The 22,315-nt window shown below is 65.9% G+C and carries 21 protein-coding genes; 9 read left to right on the plus strand and 12 right to left on the minus strand.

Going from position 1 to position 22,315, the window contains the following annotated elements; all coding sequences use genetic code 11:
- Positions 1-147: 147 nt before the first annotated feature.
- The gene (locus tag OSH10_RS03755; RefSeq protein ID WP_266330205.1) at positions 148-1,950 is read right to left on the minus strand and encodes an ABC transporter transmembrane domain-containing protein; all 1,803 of its coding nucleotides are present in this window, start codon (positions 1,948-1,950) and stop codon (positions 148-150) included.
- Positions 1,951-2,186: 236 nt separating this feature from the next.
- Between OSH10_RS03755 and rpmE the strand changes: the two genes are divergently transcribed.
- On the plus strand, positions 2,187-2,411 hold the full coding sequence (rpmE, locus tag OSH10_RS03760; RefSeq protein ID WP_266330388.1) for a 50S ribosomal protein L31: 225 nt from the start codon (positions 2,187-2,189) through the stop codon (positions 2,409-2,411).
- Between the two features lie 109 nt (positions 2,412-2,520).
- On the opposite strand, the gene rcdA is transcribed toward rpmE, so the two are convergent.
- Together rcdA and OSH10_RS22945 are read right to left on the minus strand one after the other, a co-directional pair.
- A complete protein-coding gene (gene rcdA, locus OSH10_RS03765; RefSeq protein WP_266330206.1) occupies positions 2,521-3,048 on the minus strand; it encodes a protease adaptor protein RcdA in 528 nt (175 codons plus the stop codon).
- A 239-nt stretch (positions 3,049-3,287) separates the two neighbouring features.
- Positions 3,288-3,608 (minus strand): DUF1192 domain-containing protein, encoded by a 321-nt coding sequence (locus OSH10_RS22945; RefSeq protein ID WP_407660653.1) that lies wholly within the window; start codon positions 3,606-3,608, stop codon positions 3,288-3,290.
- Here OSH10_RS22945 and OSH10_RS03775 point away from each other — a divergent pair.
- The 5 genes from OSH10_RS03775 to OSH10_RS03795 all read left to right on the plus strand — a co-directional run bounded on the left by OSH10_RS03775 (position 3,577) and on the right by OSH10_RS03795 (position 7,917).
- A complete protein-coding gene (locus OSH10_RS03775; RefSeq protein WP_266330207.1) occupies positions 3,577-4,575 on the plus strand; it encodes an NAD(P)H-quinone oxidoreductase in 999 nt (332 codons plus the stop codon). The genes OSH10_RS22945 and OSH10_RS03775 overlap by 32 nt on opposite strands.
- Positions 4,576-4,867: 292 nt before the next feature.
- Positions 4,868-5,191 (plus strand): hypothetical protein, encoded by a 324-nt coding sequence (locus tag OSH10_RS03780; RefSeq protein WP_266330208.1) that lies wholly within the window; start codon positions 4,868-4,870, stop codon positions 5,189-5,191.
- Positions 5,192-5,453: 262 nt separating this feature from the next.
- Complete coding sequence (locus tag OSH10_RS03785) at positions 5,454-6,176, plus strand: DUF1013 domain-containing protein (protein WP_266330209.1); 723 nt, start codon at positions 5,454-5,456, stop codon at positions 6,174-6,176.
- A gap of 463 nt (positions 6,177-6,639) precedes the next feature.
- Entirely contained in the window at positions 6,640-6,870 is a 231-nt protein-coding gene (gene rpsU, locus OSH10_RS03790) for a 30S ribosomal protein S21 (RefSeq protein WP_018181327.1), read from the plus strand.
- A gap of 141 nt (positions 6,871-7,011) precedes the next feature.
- A complete protein-coding gene (locus OSH10_RS03795; protein ID WP_266330210.1) occupies positions 7,012-7,917 on the plus strand; it encodes a tetratricopeptide repeat protein in 906 nt (301 codons plus the stop codon).
- Between the two features lie 52 nt (positions 7,918-7,969).
- On the opposite strand, the gene OSH10_RS03800 is transcribed toward OSH10_RS03795, so the two are convergent.
- From OSH10_RS03800 to OSH10_RS03835, 8 genes are all read right to left on the minus strand, one after another.
- Entirely contained in the window at positions 7,970-8,719 is a 750-nt protein-coding gene (locus OSH10_RS03800) for a DUF6065 family protein (protein WP_266330211.1), read from the minus strand.
- Between the two features lie 369 nt (positions 8,720-9,088).
- Positions 9,089-10,495, minus strand: coding sequence for an NAD(P)(+) transhydrogenase (Re/Si-specific) subunit beta (locus OSH10_RS03805; protein WP_266330212.1), 1,407 nt, complete (start codon positions 10,493-10,495; stop codon positions 9,089-9,091).
- Between the two features lie 10 nt (positions 10,496-10,505).
- A complete protein-coding gene (locus OSH10_RS03810; RefSeq protein WP_266330213.1) occupies positions 10,506-10,997 on the minus strand; it encodes a proton-translocating transhydrogenase family protein in 492 nt (163 codons plus the stop codon).
- A gap of 2 nt (positions 10,998-10,999) precedes the next feature.
- The gene (locus OSH10_RS03815; protein ID WP_266330214.1) at positions 11,000-12,199 is read right to left on the minus strand and encodes a Re/Si-specific NAD(P)(+) transhydrogenase subunit alpha; all 1,200 of its coding nucleotides are present in this window, start codon (positions 12,197-12,199) and stop codon (positions 11,000-11,002) included.
- A 105-nt stretch (positions 12,200-12,304) separates the two neighbouring features.
- Complete coding sequence (locus OSH10_RS03820; protein ID WP_266330215.1) at positions 12,305-12,430, minus strand: aa3-type cytochrome c oxidase subunit IV; 126 nt, start codon at positions 12,428-12,430, stop codon at positions 12,305-12,307.
- Positions 12,431-12,633: 203 nt separating this feature from the next.
- A complete protein-coding gene (locus OSH10_RS03825) occupies positions 12,634-13,989 on the minus strand; it encodes an ABC1 kinase family protein (protein WP_266330216.1) in 1,356 nt (451 codons plus the stop codon).
- A 100-nt stretch (positions 13,990-14,089) separates the two neighbouring features.
- Positions 14,090-14,482, minus strand: coding sequence for a type II toxin-antitoxin system death-on-curing family toxin (locus tag OSH10_RS03830; protein WP_266330217.1), 393 nt, complete (start codon positions 14,480-14,482; stop codon positions 14,090-14,092).
- Positions 14,479-14,703: an AbrB/MazE/SpoVT family DNA-binding domain-containing protein gene (locus tag OSH10_RS03835; protein ID WP_266330218.1), complete on the minus strand. Its 225-nt coding sequence runs from the start codon at positions 14,701-14,703 to the stop codon at positions 14,479-14,481. Before OSH10_RS03835 ends, OSH10_RS03830 begins: the two co-directional genes overlap by 4 nt.
- Before the next feature lie 223 nt (positions 14,704-14,926).
- Here OSH10_RS03835 and OSH10_RS03840 point away from each other — a divergent pair, with 223 nt between their 5' ends.
- Positions 14,927-16,825, plus strand: a complete 1,899-nt coding sequence (locus OSH10_RS03840) for an ABC transporter ATP-binding protein (RefSeq protein ID WP_266330219.1) — start codon at positions 14,927-14,929, stop codon at positions 16,823-16,825.
- A 114-nt stretch (positions 16,826-16,939) separates the two neighbouring features.
- On the opposite strand, the gene OSH10_RS03845 is transcribed toward OSH10_RS03840, so the two are convergent.
- The gene (locus tag OSH10_RS03845; RefSeq protein WP_266330220.1) at positions 16,940-18,748 is read right to left on the minus strand and encodes a M3 family oligoendopeptidase; all 1,809 of its coding nucleotides are present in this window, start codon (positions 18,746-18,748) and stop codon (positions 16,940-16,942) included.
- A 245-nt stretch (positions 18,749-18,993) separates the two neighbouring features.
- Here OSH10_RS03845 and OSH10_RS03850 point away from each other — a divergent pair, with 245 nt between their 5' ends.
- On the plus strand, positions 18,994-20,493 hold the full coding sequence (locus OSH10_RS03850; protein WP_266330221.1) for a sigma-54-dependent transcriptional regulator: 1,500 nt from the start codon (positions 18,994-18,996) through the stop codon (positions 20,491-20,493).
- Between the two features lie 94 nt (positions 20,494-20,587).
- On the plus strand, positions 20,588-22,273 hold the full coding sequence (locus OSH10_RS03855) for a L,D-transpeptidase family protein (RefSeq protein WP_266330222.1): 1,686 nt from the start codon (positions 20,588-20,590) through the stop codon (positions 22,271-22,273).
- Positions 22,274-22,315 lie beyond the last annotated feature (42 nt).

Genomic DNA, 22,315 nt, shown 5'->3' on the forward strand with positions numbered 1-22,315 from the left:
CCGCCACCACTCCGCCGTCATTCTCGCCGAAGCGAGGATCCATCCAGCCTGGGCGCTGGAGCAAAGATCGTAGCCGTCGAGATCCTCGACGCGTCCCTGCACCTCGCACCGGGCACGGACTTCTCTCGTCTCGTCGCGGCCTGAGGCTCAGGCGGCGTCTTCGCGGAACTGCAGGCGGGCGAGCCTCGCATAGAGGCCGCCGTGGCGCACGAGCGCCTCATGCGTGCCCTCCTCTACGATCGCGCCGCCATCCATGACCAGGATGCGGTCGGCCTTGAGGATCGTCGCCAGGCGGTGGGCGATGACGATCGTCGTGCGGCCGACCATCAGTTCATCCAGCGCATCCTGAACGGCGACTTCGCTCTCGGCGTCGAGCGCCGAGGTCGCCTCGTCGAGCAGCAGGATCGGCGCGTCCTTGAGGATGGCGCGGGCAATCGCGATGCGCTGGCGCTGGCCGCCGGAAAGCGTCACGCCACGTTCGCCCAGTTCGGTCTCGTAGCCTTGCGGCAGCGTCGCCAGGAACGCGTCGGCATGGGCGGAGACAGTCGCCCGCTCGATCGCGGCGCGGTCGGCGCCGGGACGGCCGATGCCGATATTCTCGGCCGCGCTCGCCGCGAACACCACCGTATCCTGCGGCACGATGGCGATATGGCTGCGCAAGGCGACGGGATCGAGATCGCGGATATCGACGTCATCCACCGTCACCCGGCCCTGCTGCGGATCGTAGAAGCGCAGCATCAGGTTGAACAACGTGCTTTTGCCGGCGCCGGACGGACCGACCACGGCGACGCGTTCGCCAGGCTCGACGCGGAAACCGATATGGCGGATGGCAGCGCCCCGCCCGCCCTCGGGATAGGCGAAGCCCACATCCTCGAACGCGACGGCGCCCCGGACCGGCTCGGCCAGTCGCAGCGGCTTGGCCGGCGCCGCGACGGACGGCTTTTCCGCCAGGATCTCGGCAAGCCGCTCTGCGGCGCCGGTGGCATTCGAGATATCGCCCCAGACCTGCGAAAGCTCGCCAAGCGCGCCGGCGCCGATCACCGCATAGATCAGGAACTGGCCGAGCGTGCCCGGCGTCATCCGGCCCGCCATCACGTCCTGGGCGCCCCACCACAGCACCGCGACCATGCTGGCAAACACCATGAAGATGCCGAAGCCCGTCAGCGCCGCGCGAGCGACCGTCGAATTGCGCGCCGCGACAAAGGCGCCCTCCACGCTTTCCGCAAATCGCCGCGCCACCGTCGCCTCGGCCGTGAAGGCCTGGACGATGCGGATGGCGCCGACCGCTTCCGAGGCATAGGCGGAGGCATCCGCCAGCAGGTCCTGCGCCTTGCGCGAGCGTAGCCGGACTCGACGGCCGAAGCCGACCAGCGGCAGCACGACGATCGGGAGTGCGATCAGCACGAGGCCGGAAAGCTTGGGGCTGGTGACGATCATCATCGCCACGCCGCCGATGAACATCACCAGATTGCGCAGCGCGATCGAGATGCTGGCGCCGGCTACCGACTTGATCTGCGTGGTGTCGGCCGTCAGCCGCGAGGCGATCTCGCCGGAGCGGTTGCGGTCGAAGAAATCGATGCCGAGCGCCGAAAGATGGCGGAAAACATCGGCCCGCAGGTCGGCGACGACGCGCTCGCCAAGCCAGGTGACAAAGTAGAAGCGCAGGCTGGAAGCGGTCGCGAGCACGGCGACGACGCCGATCAGGGCCATGAAATAGACGTTGATCGTGCCGGCATTGTCGGCGGTGAAGCCGTGGTCGATCATGCGGCGCACGGCCAGCGGGACCGTCAGGGTTGCCAGCGCCGCCATCACCAGCGCCAGGATGGCGCCGACCAGTTGCGGCTTGCGGCGCAGCACATAAGGCCGCAGCATGGCCAGCGGCCGCAGCGAACGGCGTCCAGTCCTGGCAGCGCCCGCGGCGTCGCTCGATATCGCGTCTCGGTCCGCCATCGGCACCCGTCTCAGTCATTCCCGGAGGCGATCGCCTCGATGGCGCCTAGATGCACTGACGGCGGCGGTGTTTCAAGGCAAGCCGCCTCTTGTGCAGGCCGGAACGCTGGGCTATATCGTCGCCCCACAGGACGGCCCGTCGCAAGCAGCCGTTTTCCCCATTGATCAGGACGGCGCTTCCGCTTCGGCGGGCGACGACCATGCGGTCCAACGGACCGAGCCGCGAGGACCAGACGATGAAGAATGGCATTCATCCCGACTACCACACGATCAAGATCGTGATGACGAACGGGACCGAATATTTGACCAAGTCGACCTATGGCGAAGAAGGTTCGGTCATGAACCTCGACATCGACCCGTCGACGCATCCGGCCTGGACCGGCGGCAACCAGACCCTGCTCGACCGCGCCGGCCGCGTCTCGCGCTTCAACAACAAGTTCAAGGGCTTCATGGGCAGCTAATTCGCCCGTTCGAAGCACTGGAATGAAAAAACCCCGGTCATTGGCCGGGGTTTTTGCTTGTCGGGATGCCGGTTGGCGGCAGGCGTGCTGCGGACGCTGCGCTTGGCGCCTATTCTCCGCCAGAGCCGAAGGCGCGCGCCAGTTGTCCCAACTGGCGGCTGACCGGGTTCTCGGCCGGCTCCTCGGCATTGGCAGCGTTGCACATCGCATCGTCGAGGCGGATGACGCGTTCCTGCAGCCGCACCGAATGCTCGATCAGTTCGCGCAGCCGCACCGGCAGGTCCTGCCAGTTCGGTCCCTCGGTCAGCGTGCCGAAGCCGCGCAGCCGCACCTTGGCCTTTTCCGTGCCCGCCTGCTCGAAGGTCATCTCGCCCTCGTTGACGGCGCGCTGCAGCAGGAGCCAGGAGGCAATCTGCATCAGCCGGGTCGTCAGCCGCATCGATTCGGTGGCGTAGGTGAGCGAGGCGGCCCGCGGGAGGTCGCGTGATTCGCCCCGGCCGTCACCGTCGAGATAGGCCGCCGTCTCCTCGACGAGCAGCATCCCTTCCCGGAAGAGGCCGCGGAAAGTGTCCGAAAACGCAAACCGTCTGCCGAAAACGACCGGCGGATCGATTTGCCCAGGGCTATCGTCTGTCATGAAGCCATTCCGCTGCGCAGCCATGCTCACCGACCAGGGGCGAGCGGGGCGCAAGTTTTCCGGATTTTGCCTCCTGCAAAGGCGGAAGTCAAAAAAAGAGCCGCGATGAACGGCTCTTGTGAGGCGACAGAGGGAGGAGACCAACAGAACGCTTCAGTCACATCCAGATCGCTGGATCCCCTGATTAAGGCGCCCGAAACCTTAACGAGCCGTTAACGGTCTTCCAGGCACCGCGCGTATCAGGTCTTGAAGAAGGAAGAGGCCGCCGCGCGCGACGCCGTCTTGGCGGCGATCGCCTCGCGCAGCCGTGCGATTTCGACCTCCATCAAGACGATCCGCTCGTTCAGCTCGTCGATCGAAAGCCGTCCCAGATCCTCGCCGATCCGATGCGGCGAAGGCTTTTCCACCGGGACGTCGTCGAAAAGGGCCATGATGCGCTCCACTCGTTTTTGGATCCCGCCTGGTCCAAAGATAGCAAGATTGAATCGGCCTTTGCCAGACAGGGCGCCGAAGTCCAAGGAGACGTTCATGAACGCTGTTCCCGAAACCATGACCGCCATCGCCATTTCCGAGCCGGGCGGGCCGGACGTTCTGCAGCCGACCCAGCGCCCGGTGCCGCACCCGTTCGAGCACGAGATCCTGATCCAGGTGGCGGCGGCCGGCGTCAACCGGCCCGACGTGGCGCAGCGGCAGGGCCATTACCCGCCGCCCAAGGGCGCCTCCGACCTGCCGGGCCTCGAGGTTGCCGGCCATGTCGTGGCGCTCGGCCGCAATGTCACGCGCTTCGCCATCGGCGATACGGTAACGGCGCTGGTCGCCGGCGGCGGCTATGCCGAATATGTCACCGTCAACGAAACCAATGCCCTCCCCGTGCCCAGGGGCCTGAGCCTGGTCGAGGCGGCAGCCCTGCCCGAGACCTTCTTCACCGTCTGGCACAATGTCTTCGAGCGCTGCGGCCTCAAGGCCGGCGACATCTTCCTCATGCATGGCGGCACGTCCGGCATCGGCACGACGGCGATCCAGCTCGCCAAGGCCTTCGGCGCCACCGTGCTGGCGACGGCCGGATCGGCCGAGAAGTGCGCCGCCTGCGTCGAACTCGGCGCCAGCCACGCCATCAACTACCATACGGAGGATTTCGTCAGCGTCGTGAAGACGGTGACCGAGGGCCACGGCGCCGATGTCATCCTCGACATGGTCGGCGGCGACTATATCGAGCGCAATTTCGATGCCGCCGCGCTGGACGGCCATATCGGCCAGATCGCCTTCCTGAACGGCCCGATCGCCGACGTGAACTTCACCCGCCTTCTGTCCAAGCGGCTGACCCTGACGGGATCGACGCTGCGCCCGCGCACCGTGGGCTTCAAGGCCGGCATTGCGCGCGCACTGGAGGCGAAGGTCTGGCCTCTGATCGAACAGCGGCAGATCCTGCCCCGGATCGATGCGACCTTCCCGCTGCTGCAGGCCGCGGAAGCGCATCGACGGATGGAAAGCTCTGGCCATATCGGCAAGATCGTCCTGACGCTCTGATCGGCAGGGCCCGCTCCGCCGAAAATGAACGGCCGGTGAAACCAGACCGGCCGAACGCCGTTGCCCTCCCGGGCGCTGAAGTTCACCGGCGCAGCCAAGCGTAAACATCGGCAGTGCCCTGTCGAGGTCGGCGGATGGAGGCTGAATATCGGCTCGCTCGGACCGTGGAGCAGCCTCCATGCAGTAGACTTCGAGACCGCGAGAAACCTAGCCTATCGTTTCCTCTTCGTTGAATGGGACGATTTGATGTAAGATTGCGCTCGTCGGTGCAACACGCACCCCGGAGGACAACATGCAACGCCAAAATACTTGGGTATGGGTCGTCGTCGTCATCATCGTTCTGGTGATCGCCTATTTCTGGTGGAAGTCACGCACGCCCGTCGCGCCGCCCACGCCGGCGGCCGTAGAGCAGTCCACGCCGGCGCCCGCCCCGGCAACCCCGGCTCCGGAACCCGTCAAACCGGCCGAGCCCGCTCCGGCTCCTGCGCCGGCTACCCCCGAGCCTGCTCCGGCAACCCCGGCCCCGGCAGCCCCCGAGCCCGCGCCGGCCACCCCGGCTCCGGCGACGCCCGAGCCCGCGCCAGCCACTCCGGCCCCGGCGACTCCCGCCCCGTAAGCCTATGGCGGGCATGACCTAGATTGCCGGATGCGACCTCGGTCGCATCCGGCTTCAATCGTAGCCTGCCGGCACATCGGCGGCAGTGGCAGCGGGACGGAATGGGCCGATCACCCATCCCCTTTGGCAAGCGGCGCTTGCCGCCTGGCAAGCATTGTTTGCGTCGGGAAGGGCACCGGTCTATATATCGGCCCATTCCCGTCATTCAGACGATTGCTCTGCTCCTCCGGCCGACCACCGGGAGAGCGACCAGGAGAGAATTATGTCGACTATCCCGCTGATGCCAAAGGCAACCGCCGTATGGCTCGTCGAGAATACCTCTCTCGGCTTCGACCAGATCGCCGATTTCTGCAAGCTTCACCCGCTCGAAGTGAAGGCAATCGCCGACGGCGAGGCCGCCCAGACGATCAAGGGCCTCGATCCTGTGACGACCGGCCAGCTGACGCGCGAGGAAATCGACCGCGCCCAGAAGGATCCGAAATACCGGCTCAAGATGGCCGAGACGCGCGTCCGCGTTCCCGTGCAGAAGCGCAAGGGTCCGCGCTACACGCCGGTTTCGCGCCGCCAGGATCGTCCCAACGCCATTCTCTGGCTGCTGCGCAATCACCCGGAGCTGAAGGACGCCGCGATCATGCGTCTGGTCGGCACGACCAAGCCGACGATCGATTCGATCCGCGGCCGCAGCCACTGGAATTCCACCAATCTGACGCCGTCCGACCCGGTCATGCTCGGCCTGTGCTCGCAGATCGATCTCGATTTCGAAGTCGAGAAGGCCGCCAAGAACGCACCGCCGCGTGAAATCGGCGCCGAGGGCGAGACGCTGCTGTCGACGGAAGAGACGACCGCAGCCGACGCCCTGGCCTCGGCTGCGCTGCGCTCCTATCGCCCGGAAGAGCCGCAGGAAGACGAACTGGACGCCGACGCGGTCTTTGCCAAGCTGAAGTCGCTGAAGGGCCCCGTCGACGAGGACGAAGACGAGGCCTGACGCCAGGCCCGGCTGGATCCCCAGCCCGCCGCACGGGCCGCCGCAGGCGCCCACCCATATGCGTCGCCCGGCGCCTGATCGATCCTTCGCAAGGCCTCGCCCATCCGGGCGGGGCCTTTTCCTTGTCCGCCGGAACGATTCCTCGACGTCCCGTGATGTGCGATTGCGACTCACTCGCGAAGAATTGCTTCCAGCGCCGGATTCTGCTTGAATCAGCCTTGTGGCGGCCTTGGACGCTCGTGAATTCCGACCTGTGGATCTCGGAAGGCGGGCCAAAAAGCCACGCGGACCCGGCGAAAACGAGAATTTACCTTGTTTCGGCGGCTCTCCGCTTTGACATCGCCTCCCCCCTTCTGCTATGAGAGCGACCACAATTGGGACGGTGTTGATAAGCGGCTTTTGTCGCCCTGCCTCGTCTCCCCCGAGATTTCATCCGGACCGGATCAAGATAGGACGCTCCCGCGTGCAGGTACTCGTTCGCGACAATAACGTCGATCAGGCGCTCAAGGCTCTCAAGAAGAAGATGCAGCGTGAAGGCATCTTCCGTGAGATGAAGCTGCGCAACTTCTACGAGAAGCCCTCGGAGAAGAAGGCACGCGAGAAGGCGGAAGCCGTTCGCCGTGCTCGCAAGCTGGCTCGCAAGCGCGCCCAGCGCGAAGGCGGCATCGTGGCGGCTCCCAAGCCGAAGCGCTGATAAGTCAGGGTATCGCCCTGCTTTCGCCTGCTTTTTCGCTTTGAAGTTCAGAGGTGACGAGCCCGTTGTTTCGGGCTCGTTTCCTTTTGTTTTCTTGCGCCCTTTCCATTCGCCATGGGCGCCCGTTTGGGAGCTACGCTCATGATGGCGCTCGGCAGGTTTTCATCCGCGAGCCCGGCCTCGACCGCAATCGGCAGCCAGGCGCTTGCCTTGAGGTCGATGAGCGGATTGCGGCAGCGGCCGCTCTGGGTCGCCCTCGCCGGCGCGCTGGCACTTGCCGGCTGCCAGACGGCATCCAACGTTCACGACTTCGACGATGTCGACCGCGCCATGGGCTCGGAGGCGAACATCTCGTCGCTCAGTTCGGTCGTGAACCAGAATCCCAGCGACGCCTCGGGCTACAATGTGCGCGGCACCGCGCTCGGCCGCGCCGGACGCTACGACCAGGCGCTGGCGGACTTCAACCGCGCCATCGAGATCAATCCGGGCTTCTACCAGGCCTATTCGAACCGCGCCCTCGTCCAGCGCAAGCTGAACCAGAACGGCCAGGCGCTGTCGGACTATAATCGTTCGATCGAGATCAATCCGAGCTACAACGAAGCCTATGTCGGCCGCGGCAATCTCTATCGCTCGCAGGGCCAGATCGACATGGCGCTCGCCGATTTCTCCAGGGCGATCGAGCTCGAGCCGACCGATCCCAAGGCCTATAACAATCGCGCCCTGATCTATCAGGGCCAGGGCCGCCACAACGACGCCATCGCCGATTTCACGGCGTCGATGACCTATGCGCCGAACGCGGTCGCCCCGCATCTCGGCCGTGGCCTGTCCTATCTCGCAACCGCCGACTACAAGGCCGCGCTCGACGACTTCAACGCCGTCGTCCGTCGCGACAAGGACAATTACCAGGGCTGGACCAACCAGGGCCTGGCGCTGGAGAAGCTGGGCGAGCGCGACGCGGCCTACGCCGCCTTCAACCGCGCCCACACACTCAATTCCGGCTACGCCCCCGCCCGCGACGGCATGCGCCGCACGGCGCCCGCCAGCTAAGCCGACACATCGGGCGGGGACCGCTCGGAGCCCCGCCTGCGGTCGCTGCGGCCTAATCTGGCTGGACGTCCGGATCCTCGAAGGGTTTCAGCCGCAGCCGGGTCAGGTGGTCGCCCGGCGCCGCGCGCTCGTCGAAGACGTCGGTGCCGCGCCGGTAGTTTCCGGGCCATTTCTGCCGCCGCTCGGGTGAATCGGGGTCCTTCAGCGCCTCCTGGAAGACGCCGCGCCGGGCGCTCCACTGACGCATATATTCGGCGAGTTCGGGATCGTCGGCGAGCTTCCTCTTTTCAGGCTCGAAGCTCTCCAGTTCGCCCCGCTTCACGGGAACGATCTGGCATATCGGCTGCCCCTTCCTGAACCGCACGGCGAAATTCGGCCGGGTCAGTTGCCAGTTCATCGAGACGACGGTCGAGGCCCAATCCATCTCGACGATCCCGGTGAGCGGCGACACGCCGTCGACCGGACTGTTCGGCGGGGCTTGGATAATCAGGTCGTAACCCGGTTCGGTCCGGAACACGGCCGGCACCTTGTAGGTGATGATTCCCGCGCCGAAAAAACTGAGGATCAGCCCGTTCGAATCCTCGTCCTCGAGAATCGCGAGACAGTCCTTGTCGCTGCCGCCATTCCAGATGGCGGTGAAGCTGACCGGCGACAGGATCTCCCAGCCATGCATGTTGGCCATCAGCAGCGGCAGGCAGCCATAGGCATATCGCTCGAAATAGGCGTCCATCCAAGCGCGGTTCGGTCGCGCCGGCCGTATGTCGATCTCGTGGCCGTCCATCACATAGGCGATGAGCTTCATGCGTGCCTGGCCGCTTCCATCCGGCTTGAAACCCCGATGGCTGTCAGCCACCGGGCACGGTTCGTCGCTGCATATCGTCCGAGGACGAGATCGGGATTGCCTTAGCTGGCGGGCGGCCAGATGACCGGCGAGGTCACCGCGACAATAGGGCCGATCTTCGAACGCTTGGTCAGGACAGGCGGAACGTAAGGCTTGCGATCAGTCATGCATGGACCCCCATCGGGTTTGAATCGCCCCCACCAAGCAGCCTGAAGAAAGCACTCCCCTACGTCAACCCTTCCGGCAGCAAGGACCTTTGCGCTTCGGATGCGCCAACGCAAAAAGGCCGCCCGGAGGCGGCCTTTTCGAGATCCTGCATCGGCCAGAAGATCAGCCGAGAGACTTGACGATGTTCTCGACCATCTTCTTGGCGTCGGCGAAGAGCATCATCGTGTTGTCCTTGAAGAACAGCTCGTTCTCGACGCCGGCATAGCCCGAGCCCATGCCGCGCTTGATGAACAGCACCGTGCCAGCCTTCTCGACGTCGAGGATCGGCATGCCGTAGATCGGCGAGGTCGGGTCGGTCTTCGCGGCCGGGTTGGTCACGTCGTTGGCGCCGATGACGAAGGCGACGTCGGCCTGGGCGAATTCCGAATTGATGTCCTCGAGCTCGAAGACCTCGTCATACGGCACGTTCGCTTCGGCCAGCAGCACGTTCATGTGGCCCGGCATGCGGCCCGCCACCGGATGGATGGCGTATTTGATCTCGACGCCTTCCGCCTTGAGCTTGTCGGCCATTTCCCGCAGCGCGTGCTGGGCCTGGGCGACCGCCATGCCGTATCCCGGCACGATGATGACCTTGGACGCGTTCTTCATGATGAAGGCCGCGTCTTCGGCCGAGCCCTGCTTGACCGGGCGCTGCTCGACCGCACCACCCGTTGCCGGCCCGCCCGTCTCGCCACCGAAGCCGCCGAGGATGACGGAGATGAACGACCGGTTCATGCCCTTGCACATGATGTAGGAAAGGATCGCGCCCGACGAGCCGACAAGCGCGCCGGTGATGATCAGCGCCGTGTTGCCCAGCGTGAAGCCGATGCCGGCCGCGGCCCAGCCCGAATAGGAGTTGAGCATCGACACGACGACGGGCATGTCGGCGCCGCCGATCGGGATGATGATCAGGCCGCCGAGAACCAGGCTGACGATCACGATCAGCCAGAAGATCAGATGGCTTTCCGTGAACACCAGCGCAATGACCAGCGCCACCAGCAGGATGAACAGGCCGGCATTGGTGAAGTGGCGGCCGGCCAGCAGGATCGGCTTGCCCGACATGTTGCCGTTCAGCTTGGCGAAGGCGATGACCGAGCCGGTGAAGGTGATCGCGCCAATGGCGACGCCGAGCGACATCTCGACCAGCGCCTGGCCGTGGATGTGGCCGATCTCGCCGATGCCGAAGGCCGATGGCGCGTAGAGGGCGGCGGCCGCCACCATGACGGCGGCGAGGCCGACCAGCGAGTGGAAGGCGGCAACCAGCTGCGGCATCTGCGTCATGGCGATGCGGCGGGCGATGATCGCGCCGGCGCCGCCGCCAATGGCGAGGCCGACAATGATCAGGCCCCAGGCCGTGCCGCCCTTGGGCGCGGCGAGGACCAGGGTCGTGAGGATCGCGATCCCCATGCCGACCATGCCGTACAGGTTGCCCTGGCGCGAGGTCGCCGGGCTCGAAAGCCCGCGCAGCGCCATGATGAACAGGACGCCGGAGACGAGGTAGAGCAGCGCCGTGATATTTGCGGTTGTCATCGGCGCGGCCTCACTTCGTCTTTTTCTTGTACATGGCGAGCATGCGACTGGTGACGAGGAAGCCACCGAAGATGTTGACGCTGGCGAGGATCAGGGCGACGAAGCCGAAGCCCTGCGCCCAGGCATGGCCGGAGGCAGCGGCCGCATCGACCGCCGCGTCGACGCCGACCGCGAGCAGCGCGCCGACGACGATGACCGAGGAGATCGCGTTGGTGACCGACATCAGCGGTGTGTGCAGCGCCGGCGTCACCTGCCAGACCACGTAATAGCCGACGAAGATCGCCAGCACGAAGACGGACAGCTGGAAGATGAAGGGGTCGATCGCGCCCCCCGACACCGCATGCGCCGCCGCGCCGGCGACATTGCCGAGTCCGCTGGCGGCCTGGTCGGCGTAGATCTGGGCCGCGGCGGCAGCTTCCTGCGCGGCGCTCGCCGCCGCGCTTGCGGCGTCGGCAGCAGATTTGGCGGCGCTGGCCGCCTGATCGGGCGTAAGACTTGCCATGTTCAGCTGGCCCCCTGCTCAGCAACGATGATCGGCTTCGGCTCTTCAACCGGCGCGGGCGCCGGCGCTTCCTTCGGCTTGAAGGCCGGGTGCACGATGGCACCGTCGCGCGTCAGCACGGTCGCCTTGACCAGCTCGTCGTCCCAGTTGACGGCAACCGTCTTGGCGGCCTTGTCGATCAGCGTCTCGACGAAGGCGAACAGGTTCTTGGCATAGAGCTGCGACGCGGTCGCGGCGATGCGGCCGGCGACGTTCAGATGGCCGACGATCTTCTTGCCGTCGACAAGTGCGACCTCGCCGGGCCTGGCGCCCTCGACGTTGCCGCCGCGCTCGACCGCGAGATCGACCAGCACCGAACCGGGCTTCATCGAGGCGACCATGGCGGCCGAGACGAGGCGGGGCGCGGCGCGGCCGGGGATCAGGGCCGTCGTGATGACGATGTCCTGCTTCTTGATATGCTCGGCAACCAGCGCCGCCTGCTTGGCCTGGTATTCGGCCGACATCGGCTTGGCGTAACCGGCGGCGGTCTCTGCCTGCTTGAACTCGTCATCCTCGACGGCGACGAACTTGGCGCCCAGCGATTCCACCTGTTCCTTGGCGGCGGGGCGGACGTCGGTCGCCGTCACCACCGCGCCGAGGCGTCGGGCGGTGGCGATGGCCTGCAGGCCGGCGACGCCGGCGCCCATGACGAAGACGCGGGCGGCCGGCACGGTGCCGGCGGCGGTCATCATCATCGGCAGCGCGCGATCATATTCGGAAGCCGCGTCGATCACGGCCTGGTAGCCGGCGAGGTTCGCCTGGCTCGACAGGATGTCCATGACCTGGGCGCGGGTGATGCGCGGCATGAACTCCATGGCGATCGCCGTGACGCCGGCGCCGGCCATGGCGGCGACATCCTGCTCATGCCCATAGGGATCCATGGTCGCGACGATCAGCGCGCCGCGCTTGTAGGTCGGCAGTTCATCGGCGAGCGGCCGGCGAACCTTGAGCACGATATCCGCATCGCGCACGGCATCGGCGGCGGAAGCCGCGATGGTCGCGCCGGCAGCGGCATATTCGGCATCGGGAATGCGCGAGGCGACACCGGCGCCAGACTGCACCGACACCTCGGCGCCCAGCGCGATGAACTTCTTTACCGTCTCAGGCGTCGCGGCAACGCGGCTTTCCAGCCCGTCCACCTCCGCCGGCACACCAATCTTCATGGCGTTTTCCTATGGAGCGGCGGGCCTCGCAATGTGCCCGCTCAGTCAAGTCGTCGGGTATCGCGACATCCGGCAGCCAGGCTGCCGGATGAGTCTATGTCGAACTCAGACCAGGAAAATCGCCATCAGCACCAGGATCACCACGCAGGCGATCGTGCCGTATTTGGTCAGGCCGGTGAAGAACGCATAGGTTCTCTCATGTTCCTGGTAGTCCATCGGGCTATCTGACATGGTGCATCCATCCTTCAGCGCAAACCAAACGTGAGCGGCCTTTACAACACTTGGGCAGGCCGGGCAATCCGCCATCGCCAGCATAGCAACGACCGGGCCTCGCCATACTCTAGCGGTGCTGAAAAACGGCGATTGGGCGTGATGTCGCAGGCGGAGGGGCAAACAGGGCCCCTACCCCCGCCAACGATACAGCGAGGAACGCTTCAGGCCAGGCCGACCCCGCCCAGCGCCGCTTTCTGACGGTAGTCGAGCATGTCGCGGTCGAAGCCGTCGATGGTCTCGGCGAACAGGCGATGGAAGTTCATTTCCGCCCTCAGGTGCAGGAACACCGAGCCGAGCCCCACGGCCGCGCGGTCCATGAACACGAATTCGCGCGGCACCGTCACCGGCCCCTTTTCGCGCAGCACCTGATGCACCTGGAACGCTTCGCGGCGGCCGTATTCCGAAGGCGCCACGCCGTCGGCGATGGTGCGGACGCGATCGTCGATCAGCGGGCCATAGATGAAGCGCGCCCAGATGTTCAGCGCCTCGATCAATTCGTTCGAGAGACCCGCGAAGCCCCAGATCTCATAGGCCGAGACGATCCGGTCGCGGTCGTTGTCGCGCAGCCCGTGGAACAGGTCGACCACGCCAGCCACGAACTTGGCCGGGAAGATGCGCACGCAGCCATAATCGAGCAGGTTGATGCCGGCGGCCTCGCCCGCCTCGTTCTCGAACACGGTGTAGTTGCCAAGATGCGGGTCCCCATGGATCACGCCATAGCGGGCAAAGGGCGACCACCAGGCATTGAACATGGCGGTGGCGATGCGGTTGCGCTCGTTGAGTGGCCGGTCGCGATAGTCGAGCAGCCGGTTGCCGTCGAGCCATTGCATGGCGAGCAGCCGGTTGGTCGAGAGCGCCGGCTCGACCTCGGGCACGCGCACCAGCGTCTCGCCGTCGAGCATGATCTTGTAGAGCAGCGCGTGGCGCGCCTCGCGGCCATAGTCGAGTTCTTCGCGGATGCGGTTGCCGATCTCCTCGAAAATCTCGCTGGTGTCGATCGCCTTGTCGATCCGGCGATAGACCGAAAACAGGATCTTCAGCTGCGAGAGGTCGGCTTCGACGGCCGACTGCATGTCGGGATATTGCAGCTTGACCGCCAGCGCCTTGCCATCCCCGGCAATGGCGCGATGGACCTGGCCGAGCGAAGCGGCCGCGGCCGGCGCATGCTCGAAAAGCTGGAAGCGCTTTTCCCAGTTCGGACCGAGCTCCGCCTGCATGCGCCGCTTGACGAAGGGCCAGCCCATCGGCGGCGCATTGGCCTGCAACTGCGACAGTTCCTCGGCATATTCCGGCGGCACGAGGTCGGGCACGGTCGAGAGGATCTGCCCGACCTTCATCAACGGCCCCTTCAGCCCGCCGAGCGCGGCGGCCAGCTCCGACGCATTCTTGCCCTTGTCGAGCGAGCCGCCGAACAGCCGCGCCCCCGCCACCTTGGCCGCGACGCCGCCGACATTCACGCCGACGCGGGCATAGCGGGAGAGGCGGCCGGTGAGACGGTTGCGTTCGGAATCGGACATGGGGGCAAGCTCTCTCGGGAAGGAGACGCGAAGGGAAGCGTGCCCCTAAGATGCGGTGCCGAAAGCCAGAAGCAAGCCGACGCCCGAAAAACCCGCCGCGCTACTCGGTCGCTGGGGGAAGTCTCTCCCGGATCCAGCGCGCGAGGTTTTCCTCGGAGATCTCGCCTGCCGCAAGCCCGAGAATGGCGAGCGTCGCTTCGGCCGGGGACGGCGCGAAACGCACATCGTTGAGACGCAGGAACAGCATCATCGCGACAAAGGCGGCGCGCTTGTTACCGTCGACAAAGGGATGGTTGCGCGCGATGCCAAACGCATAGGCCGCAGCCAGGCTGGCTAAATCGGTTCCGACATACGCCAACTTGTTGCGAGGCCGGCCCAACGCCGATTCCAGCGCACCCGCGTCCCGTATCCCCGCCGGCCCTCCGAATTTGGCGATCTGCCGCTCATGCGCGACCAGCACCTCCTCTAGGGCGAGCCAGCGCGGCTCGCTCACTTCGCCAGTTCCCGCAGGGTATCGCGGTATTCGTCCATGACGTCGTCGACGATGCGCATCGCCTTGTCGAATTCCGGATCGAAGGGCGAAAGGCGGATGGAGCCATCGGCATTTTCTGTCACGCTCAGCCATTGGCCCTGCTGCAGGTCGAGCCTCGTCAGCAGTTCCTTCGGCAAAATCAGACCGGTCGAATTGCCGATCTTCTTGATTTCGAGCTTCATGGCGCACACTCCAGTTATACAGAATGTACAACATTCTTGACCGGATGGCCATCGCCGGTGCCGAAAAGTCACGGTCGGCCGGTTTCCACCCCCTCGACATTGCCCGGCGTGGCCCGCGCGATCATAGTGCCGGCTCGCCAAACGAGAGACCGGGAGCATCCGATGAGAACCCTCATGTCCAACCACAAGGAGGCCTTTGAAAACCACCAGGACATGAAACTCTATGCTTATCCGTTCTCCGGAAATGCAGGCGCGCGACGACGCCGCTAGCGAAAGCGAACACTCCCCTCTTCCCGCTCCATCCGCCGCGAATGCCGAACGCGCCTTTCCGCGCGCGGCTTTGCTGTTGGAAGATCCGACCGAGGCCTCGACGCCGCGGCTGACCCGCGCGCGGCTTGCCAAGCTGCTCGGCTACTACCGGCCCTATCTATCGCTGCTGGCGCTCGACCTCGCCTGCGCCGTGCTGATCTCCGTGACGGCGCTGCTGCTGCCGCTCTGCGCCAACCATGTGACGCGCCTGCTGATCGGCGCGGAAGATCCGTCGTCGACGCTGCCCGCCATCTACGCCATGGGCGGGCTTATGCTGGCGCTGCTCGTCGTGCAGGCATTCGCCACCCTCTTCGTCGACTATCAGGGCCACATGATGGGCGCGAAGATGGAGGCGGCGCTGCGGCGCGAGCTTTTCGCCCACTGCCAGAAGCTCTCCTTCCGCTTCTACGACCGCCAGCGCGTCGGCCAGTTGATGAGCCGCGTCACCCACGACCTGTTCGACGTGGGTGAGCTCTATCACCACGGCCCGGAGGACCTCGCCATCGCGGTCCTCAAGTTCGGCGGCGTGACCGCGATCCTGTTCACGCTCGACGTCCCGCTCGCCCTGATGATCCTCGCCTTCGTTCCGCCGGCGGCCTTCTATGCGCTCTATTTCAACAATCGCGTCAACGCCGCCATGCTGCGGGTGAAGGAGCGCGTCGGCGGCGTCAGCGAGCGGGTCGAGGATTCCCTCGCCGGCATCCGCGTCGTGCAGTCCTTCGCCAACGAGGCGCTGGAGAACCAGCGCTTCGAAATTGCCAACCAGCGCTTTCTCGAAGGCCGGCGCATCGGCTATCGCAGCGAGGCGTTTCTCTGGTCCGGTACCACGGTGTTCCCGCAGATCGTCACGGTCATGGTGATCGTCGCGGGCGCGGTCCGGGTCGTCGAAGCGGGGCTCGGCGTCGCCGAACTGCTCACCTTCCTGCTCTGCGTCGGCGTGCTGATCGACCCGGTCGACCGTCTCGCCAACCTCGCCCGCCTCTGGCAGAGCGGCTTCACCGGCTTCGTGCGGGTGATGGAGATCTTCGAGACGGAGCCCGACATCCAGGATCGTCCAGGCGCGATCACCCTCGGCCGCGCCCGTGGCGCGATCGCCTTCGAAAAGGTCGGCTTCCGCTACGAGGAGGACGGCCCGTCTGTGCTCCGCAACCTGTCGCTCGCGATCCGGCCGGGCGAGTTCGTGGCGCTCGTCGGCGCCTCGGGCGCGGGCAAGAGCTCGCTCTGCGCGCTGATCCCGCGCTTCTACGACGTGACGGAGGGGCGGATCCTCGTCGACGGCACGGATATCCGCGACATCCGGCTCGATGCGCTGCGGCGGAACATCGGCATCGTGCAGCAGGACGTCTACCTGTTCGCCGGTACGGTGATGGAGAACCTCCGCTACGGCCGGCCCGATGCCACCGATGCGGAGGTCGAGGCGGCGGCGCGTGCCGCCAACGCGCACGACTTCATCCTGGCGCTGCCGGACGGCTATGCCAGCGACATCGGCCAGCGCGGCGTGAAGCTCTCCGGCGGGCAGAAGCAGCGGCTGACCATCGCCCGCGCTATCCTGAAGGACGCGCCGATCCTGATCTTCGACGAAGCGACCAGCGCGCTCGACAATGAGAGCGAACGGGCCGTGCAGCAGGCCTTGCTGACGCTGACGCGCTCCCGCACCACTCTGGTCATCGCCCACCGCCTGTCGACCGTGCAGCGGGCCGACCGGATCCTCGTGCTGACCGAGGCGGGCATCGTCGAGGAAGGCAGCCACGAGGCCCTGATCGCGGCGAACGGCGCCTATGCCCGGCTCTACCGGGCCCAGGCGAGCCTGTAGGAGAAGGGCCCGGCGACGTTCGCATCGTGACCTCGATCGAACGAAGCACCCTGACGGAAAAGGCCGCGCCATTCCTGGCGCGGCCACTTTCATGTTGGCGAATGGCGCGGCGAGTTACGCCTCCATCGCCTCCAGTTCGGAGATAAACCCTTCGAGCACCGAAAGGCCCTTCTGCCAGAAGGACGGGTCCGTCGCGTCGAGGCCGAAGGGCGCGAGCAGTTCGGAGTGATGCTTGGTGCCGCCCGCCTTCAGCAGGTCAAAGTACTTCTCCTGGAAGCCGCTCTCCGACTGGCGGTAGACCGCATAGAGCGAATTCACCAGGCAATCGCCGAACGCATAGGCGTAGACGTAGAACGGCGAATGGATGAAGTGCGGGATGTAGGTCCAGAACGTCTCGTAGCCGGAACCGAGGCGGATCGCCGGGCCGAGGCTCTCGACCTGGACTTCCATCCAGATCGCATTCAGCTGGTCGGAGGTCAGTTCGCCCTCGCGCCGGGCGATGTGAACCTTGCGCTCGAACGAATAGAAGGCGATCTGGCGCACCACCGTGTTGATCATGTCCTCGACCTTGGAGGCGAGCATCGCCTTGCGCTGGACCGGGTCGGTCTGGCTGTCGAGCAGCGCGCGGAAGGTCAGCATCTCGCCGAACACGCTGGCGGTCTCCGCGAGCGTCAACGGCGTCGGCGCCATCAGCGCACCCTGCGGCGCGGCCAGCACCTGGTGCACGCCATGGCCGAGCTCATGCGCCAGCGTCATCACGTCCCGCGTCTTGCCCTGGTAGTTGAGCAGGACATAGGGGTGCACGGAGGGCACCGTCGGATGCGCGAAGGCGCCGGGCGACTTGCCCGGGCGCACCGGCGCGTCGATCCAGTTCTTGTCGAAGAATTCCCTGGCGATCTCGGCCATCTCCGGCGCGAAGTCGCCATAGGCCGACAGCACGGTGTCGCGCGCCTCGGTCCAGGGAATGGTGCGGCCCGGCACCTTCGGCAGCGGCGCGTTGCGGTCCCAATGGTCGAGCGCATCCTTGCCGAACCACTTGGCCTTCAGCTTGTAGTAGCGGTGCGACAGGCGCGGATAGGCCTCGCGTACGGCCGCGACGAGCGCATCGACCACTTCCGGCTCGACCCGGTTGGCGAGGTGGCGCGAGGCCGCGACATCCTCGAAGCCGCGCCAGCGATCCGAGATTTCCTTGTCCTTGGCCAGCGTGTTGGTGACCAGGGTGAACAGGCGGATGTTCTCCTTGAAGGTCGCCGCCAGCGCATCGGACGCCGCCTTGCGCTTGGCCTCGTCCGGATCCTGCATCAGGTTCAGCGTCGGCTCGAGCGTCAGCTCCTCGCCGTTCACGTCGAAGCGGAGCGAGGCCATGGTCTCGTCGAACAGCCGGTTCCACGCGCCCCGCCCGGTGACCGACTTCTCGTGGAAGAGCTGCTCGACGCGGTCCTCGAGCTGGTAGGGCTTCTCCTTGCGGACATCCTCGATCCACGGGCGGTAATGCGCGAGCCTGGCATCCGCCTGCATCGCGCTCTCGAGCACGCTGTCCTCGATCCGGTTCAGCTCCAGCGTGAAGAACAGCAGATGCGTTCCGGCATCGGTGATCTTCTGCTGCACGTCGCCATAGAACTTTGCGCCGACCGGATCGGTCGTGTCGCCGGAATAGACGAGACCGGCATAGGAGATAATACGGCCGAGCAATTCCTCCAGCGTCTCGCAGGCGACGATCGCCTCGACCAGACCGCCATCGCGGGCAAGGGTTTCCAGCTTGCCTTTGTAAGCGGTCTCGAACGCGACCGAATCGGTCTGCGCCCGGACGAGGTCGGCGGCCAGCGCCGGCGAGTCCATGCCGGGATAGAGGTCGGCCAGATTCCACTCCGGCAGTGCGCCAAGCGCCGCATCGGCGGGCTGGGTGACAAGAGCGGAGCTCATGTGAGCCGAGCTCTTCGGGATCGCATTGATGAAGGGCATGGTGGATCCGATAGCGCGAGAAAGATGGCCCTTACTTAGGGGGCCACCCCCCTCTCGATCAACCCGCGTCATGGAAGGGTGCGCAGCGGCGCATCGGGGCCGCACGGGTAACAGGACGTTAACACGACGATCCGATCATGCCCCCACAGGCACCCTGGCGTCGCTCGCCGCCGTGCCGCTCCCATCCCGAAAATGCAAAGCGCCGCATGCCCGCCCAGATCCTCATCGTCGACGACGATCCCGCGCAAAGGCGGCTTCTGGAAGCGGCGGCCATTGCGCTCGGCCTGGAAGTGGTGGCGCTGCCGGACGGCCGCGCCGCGCTCGAGCGGCTGGCCGCGCCGGATGGCGGGCGTTTCGATCTGATGATTCTCGATCTGGTCCTGCCGGAACTCGACGGCATCGGCGTCCTGGAACGCCTGCCCCGGACCCGCCGTACCCTGCCCGTGATCGCCCAGGTGGCGCAGGGCGGCATCGACCAGGCGGCCAGCGCGATTCGCGCCGGCGCCACGGACTTCCTCGTCAAACCCGCCTCCCCCGAGCGCATCGAGGTCTCGATCCGGAATGCGCTGCGTCTGGGCGCGCTGGAAAAAGAGCTGGCGCGGAGCCGCCGCGCCAGCGGCGACATGCTGACCTTCGACGACCTCGTCGCGACAAGCCCGGCCATGGCGAGGGTGATCCAGCTTGGCCTGCGCGCAGCGGGATCGCCGATGCCGATCCTGCTCGAAGGCGAAAGCGGCACGGGCAAGGAACGCATCGCCCGCGCCATCCATGGCAGCGGCGACCGGAAGTCGAAGCCTTTCGTGGCCGTTTCGTGCGGCATGCTTGCGCCCGGCCTGCTGGATGCGACCCTGTTCGGCCTGCAGACCGGCCCCTCCGCCCGGCAGCCCGGCAAACTGCAGCAGGCCCAGGGCGGGACGCTGTTTCTCGACGGCATCAGCGACCTGCCGCTCGACATCCAGACCCGGCTGCTGCGCGCGCTGCAGGAAGGCGAGATTGAGCCGGTGGGCGCCAAGCGCCCGATCCGGATCGATATCCGGCTGATCGCCGCGACCGATCGCGACCTCATCGCCCGCGTCAAGCAGGGCCTGTTCCGAGAGGACCTGTATTACCGCCTCAATGTCTTCCCGATCCGCGTGCCGCCGCTGCGCGACCGCCGCGAGGATATCCCCGATCTGGTCCAGCAATTCGCCGCCCGCTTCGCGGGCGAGGAAGGCAAGCGCAGCTTGCGCGGCGTCGCGCCGGGGGCGCTGGACCTGCTGACGTCGCATCCTTGGCCGGGCAATGTCCGGCAGCTGGAAAACGCCGTCTTCCGCGCTGTCGCACTGGCGGACGGGCCGATGCTGACCCCGGCCGATTTCCCGCAGATGGCCAGCCGCCTCGATCCCGTTGCCAGCGCGCCGGTCGCGATCGAGACGGACGCGGTGATTCATTTCGACCGGCCGCGTCTATCCGACCCGCCGCCAACCGCTTTGGCGCCACGACCCGATGCGACGATCGTCGCCGTCGACGCAGGCGGAGACGTTCGCCCCCTCGTCGATATAGAGTCAGAGATGATCAGGCTGGCGCTCGATCGATACCGTGGCCGCATGGCAACGGTGGCGCGGAAACTCGGGATTGGTCGCTCGACTCTCTATCGCAAACTCAAAGAACTCGGCATTGCCGAGACGGGCGAGAAATCCGGGGCCGGGAAGATTGCGGCAGAGTGACGTGGATCGCAGCGCGGTCCATGGAATTGATGTCTAGAGGTACAGGCACCGGCCGTAAGGGGATCGCTCCGGGACGGCTCGAGGTTTGGAAGTCATGAAGGGTTCGAGCGAGATGATGTTCAAGGCGACGAAGGCACTCCTGGCAGGCGCGGCGCTGATCGGGTTGTCGGTCGGCTCGGCCCATGCCTACCTGCCGGAAGGCAAGACCTTCCGCGAGCGAGCCGGCAGCGCCGCCAGCCTGGCCCTGGCCGATGTCGCCAACGATCCGGCGGCGCGCGCCCTGAAGAGCTTGCTCGCCACGCCGCAGGGAAAGCTCTCGTTCAACGACAAGCGCGACCGCGCCGCCATGGTCGAGTTCTATGCCGAGCGTGACTATCAGCCTGTCTGGATGGTTGAGGGCGTCTACACGGCGCAGGCACGCCGGATCATGGACCGGATCGCTGCTGCCGCCGAAGACGGGCTCGACCCCGCCGCCTACACGCTGCCCCCGGCGACCCTTGGCTCCAGCACGCCGGCCGGCCCGGATATCGCCGCCTCGGTCGACCTGCTGCTCAGCAAGGCGGTTCTCACCTATGCGCGTCAGGCCTATGCGGGGCGGCTCGATCCATCCTCGATCAGCAAGCTGATCACGCTGAAGCCGCTGCTGCCCGATCCCATCGAGGTGCTGACCACCGTCTCGACCGCCAGCGATGGCGCGGGGGCGATCGCAGCCTACAATCCGCAGCATGAGGGATATCTGCGCCTGAAGCAGGCGCTCGCCACCGCCCGCAGCGTCGAGACCCCGACGGTCCATGCGCCGCTGCCCAGCGGTAAGTCGATGAAGGTCGGCCTCTCCGATCCGCGCGTGCCGCTGCTGCGCGCCCGCTTCGACCTGCCGGCGCCGAGCGAGGCGCCCGAGGTCTATGACGAGACGCTGGCGCAGGCGGTGAAGAGCTTCCAGGCCGACAAGGGGCTGAAGGCGGACGGCATCGCCGGCAACGCCACGGTCGCCTTCATCAACGGCACCGGCAAGTCGAACACCGCCGAGATCATCGCCAATATGGAGCGCTGGCGCTGGATGCCGCGCGATCTCGGCGCTTTCCACATCATCGCGAACATCCCCGAATACAATGTTCGCGTGGTCGAGAACGGCAAGGTCATCCACACCACCCGCTCGGTGGTCGGCAAGATCACCAACCAGACCCCGGTCTTCTCCGACGCGATGGAATCGATCGTCGTCAATCCGAGCTGGAACGTTCCGGCTTCGATCACCATGAAGGAAATGCTGCCGGCGGTTCGGCGCGACCCGAGCTACATGTCGCGCAAGGGTTACCAGGTGCTGGCGAATGTCGATGGCAAGTTCCGCCCGGTCGATCCGCAGATGGTCGACTGGAGCAATGTCAACGCGCGCCAGATCATGATCCGGCAGCCGCCGGGCGATGACAACGCCTTGGGCAACGTCAAATTCCTGTTCCCCAACGAGCATGCCGTCTACCTGCACGACACCCCATCGAAGAGCTTCTTCAAACGCGACGATCGCGCGCTCAGCCATGGCTGTGTCCGCGTCCAGGACCCGCTGGAATTCGCCGACGTGCTCCTGGCCCATCAGGGCGGATGGTCGCAGCAGCGCCTGCGCAAGATGGTCGGCGGCAAGGAAAAATGGATCAATCTGCCGAATCGGATCCCGATCCACCTGACCTATTTCACGGCTTTCGTCGACGATAATGGCGATGTCCAGACCCGTCCCGACATTTACGGCTTCAACGCCAGAGTCGAAAAAGCGCTCGGCCTGCAGGGCTGAAACCGGCCCGGGGCCTCGGGTTGCAAGGCGCCCGCCGCCCCT

The sequence above is a fragment of the Kaistia defluvii genome (genome assembly GCF_026343955.1).
GTDB lineage: Bacteria > Pseudomonadota > Alphaproteobacteria > Rhizobiales > Kaistiaceae > Kaistia > Kaistia defluvii.

What these genes read in the sequence shown, in the direction of transcription:
- OSH10_RS03820 (WP_266330215.1), bottom strand. Translation starts at nt 12,430, where the DNA reads ATGTCAGATAGCCCGATGGACTACCAGGAACATGAGAGAACCTATGCG.
- OSH10_RS03795 (WP_266330210.1), top strand. Translation starts at nt 7,012, where the DNA reads ATGATGGCGCTCGGCAGGTTTTCATCCGCGAGCCCGGCCTCGACCGCA.
- OSH10_RS03785 (WP_266330209.1), top strand. Translation starts at nt 5,454, where the DNA reads ATGTCGACTATCCCGCTGATGCCAAAGGCAACCGCCGTATGGCTCGTC.
- OSH10_RS03780 (WP_266330208.1), top strand. Translation starts at nt 4,868, where the DNA reads ATGCAACGCCAAAATACTTGGGTATGGGTCGTCGTCGTCATCATCGTT.
- OSH10_RS03850 (WP_266330221.1), top strand. Translation starts at nt 18,994, where the DNA reads ATGCCCGCCCAGATCCTCATCGTCGACGACGATCCCGCGCAAAGGCGG.
- OSH10_RS03800 (WP_266330211.1), bottom strand. Translation starts at nt 8,719, where the DNA reads ATGAAGCTCATCGCCTATGTGATGGACGGCCACGAGATCGACATACGG.
- OSH10_RS03755 (WP_266330205.1), bottom strand. Translation starts at nt 1,950, where the DNA reads ATGGCGGACCGAGACGCGATATCGAGCGACGCCGCGGGCGCTGCCAGG.
- OSH10_RS22945 (WP_407660653.1), bottom strand. Translation starts at nt 3,608, where the DNA reads ATGGCGGTCATGGTTTCGGGAACAGCGTTCATGAACGTCTCCTTGGAC.
- OSH10_RS03835 (WP_266330218.1), bottom strand. Translation starts at nt 14,703, where the DNA reads ATGAAGCTCGAAATCAAGAAGATCGGCAATTCGACCGGTCTGATTTTG.
- OSH10_RS03840 (WP_266330219.1), top strand. Translation starts at nt 14,927, where the DNA reads ATGCTTATCCGTTCTCCGGAAATGCAGGCGCGCGACGACGCCGCTAGC.
- OSH10_RS03825 (WP_266330216.1), bottom strand. Translation starts at nt 13,989, where the DNA reads ATGTCCGATTCCGAACGCAACCGTCTCACCGGCCGCCTCTCCCGCTAT.
- OSH10_RS03845 (WP_266330220.1), bottom strand. Translation starts at nt 18,748, where the DNA reads ATGAGCTCCGCTCTTGTCACCCAGCCCGCCGATGCGGCGCTTGGCGCA.
- OSH10_RS03810 (WP_266330213.1), bottom strand. Translation starts at nt 10,997, where the DNA reads ATGGCAAGTCTTACGCCCGATCAGGCGGCCAGCGCCGCCAAATCTGCT.
- OSH10_RS03805 (WP_266330212.1), bottom strand. Translation starts at nt 10,495, where the DNA reads ATGACAACCGCAAATATCACGGCGCTGCTCTACCTCGTCTCCGGCGTC.
- rpmE (WP_266330388.1), top strand. Translation starts at nt 2,187, where the DNA reads ATGAAGAATGGCATTCATCCCGACTACCACACGATCAAGATCGTGATG.
- OSH10_RS03855 (WP_266330222.1), top strand. Translation starts at nt 20,588, where the DNA reads ATGAAGGGTTCGAGCGAGATGATGTTCAAGGCGACGAAGGCACTCCTG.
- rcdA (WP_266330206.1), bottom strand. Translation starts at nt 3,048, where the DNA reads ATGACAGACGATAGCCCTGGGCAAATCGATCCGCCGGTCGTTTTCGGC.
- OSH10_RS03775 (WP_266330207.1), top strand. Translation starts at nt 3,577, where the DNA reads ATGAACGCTGTTCCCGAAACCATGACCGCCATCGCCATTTCCGAGCCG.
- OSH10_RS03815 (WP_266330214.1), bottom strand. Translation starts at nt 12,199, where the DNA reads ATGAAGATTGGTGTGCCGGCGGAGGTGGACGGGCTGGAAAGCCGCGTT.